At 47.5% G+C, this 507-nt stretch carries 1 protein-coding gene; it reads right to left on the bottom strand.

Going from position 1 to position 507, the window contains the following annotated elements:
- Positions 1–162: 162 nt before the first annotated feature.
- Complete coding sequence (locus CIK04_RS34140; protein ID WP_325205861.1) at positions 163–321, bottom strand: hypothetical protein; 159 nt, start codon at positions 319–321, stop codon at positions 163–165.
- Positions 322–507 lie beyond the last annotated feature (186 nt).

The raw sequence follows: 507 nt of genomic DNA, 5'->3' as shown, positions 1-507 counted from the left end.
ATACCAATCAATGCAAAACCCGCGATTGCGCAGATTAGAGAAGCGCCCAAAATGTTCAGATGAGCTTGTGCCTCAAGCAACTGAGCAGAATTGGGATGAAGTTGATAGTGAATCGACACCGATGCCCTCTCCAACGAGCTTACTGAGCCCCCTCAATAAGCCCTATTGCGAACCAAAAACTAAGGCCAGCGCTTGTGCCTCAAACGTGGCAGGCACGATGCGAGAGCCGTTATTTTCAACAATTTCCATGATGCCTAAATGAAGCTCCTGCGCCGCCACTTGGTAGACGGGCAAACTTTTGCTGCCAATGTAGGCAAACACGTTAATTTCCAACCCGTGCGCACCAAAGCCTCTAAAGGTGACACGGTCAACGGTTTCTTACTCCATCTTTTTCGTGATTTTCCAGCAGCACTTTGATCTCTTCGATGATGGTTTTCAACTGTGCAGTGGTGGTGCAGTAATCCAAACGAATATCGGTTTTAAAGCGAATTTTCTCTCGACTACGGA

This window comes from Vibrio sp. 03_296 (assembly GCF_002265885.1).
This window is presented reverse-complemented; position numbering and strand designations above follow the sequence as displayed.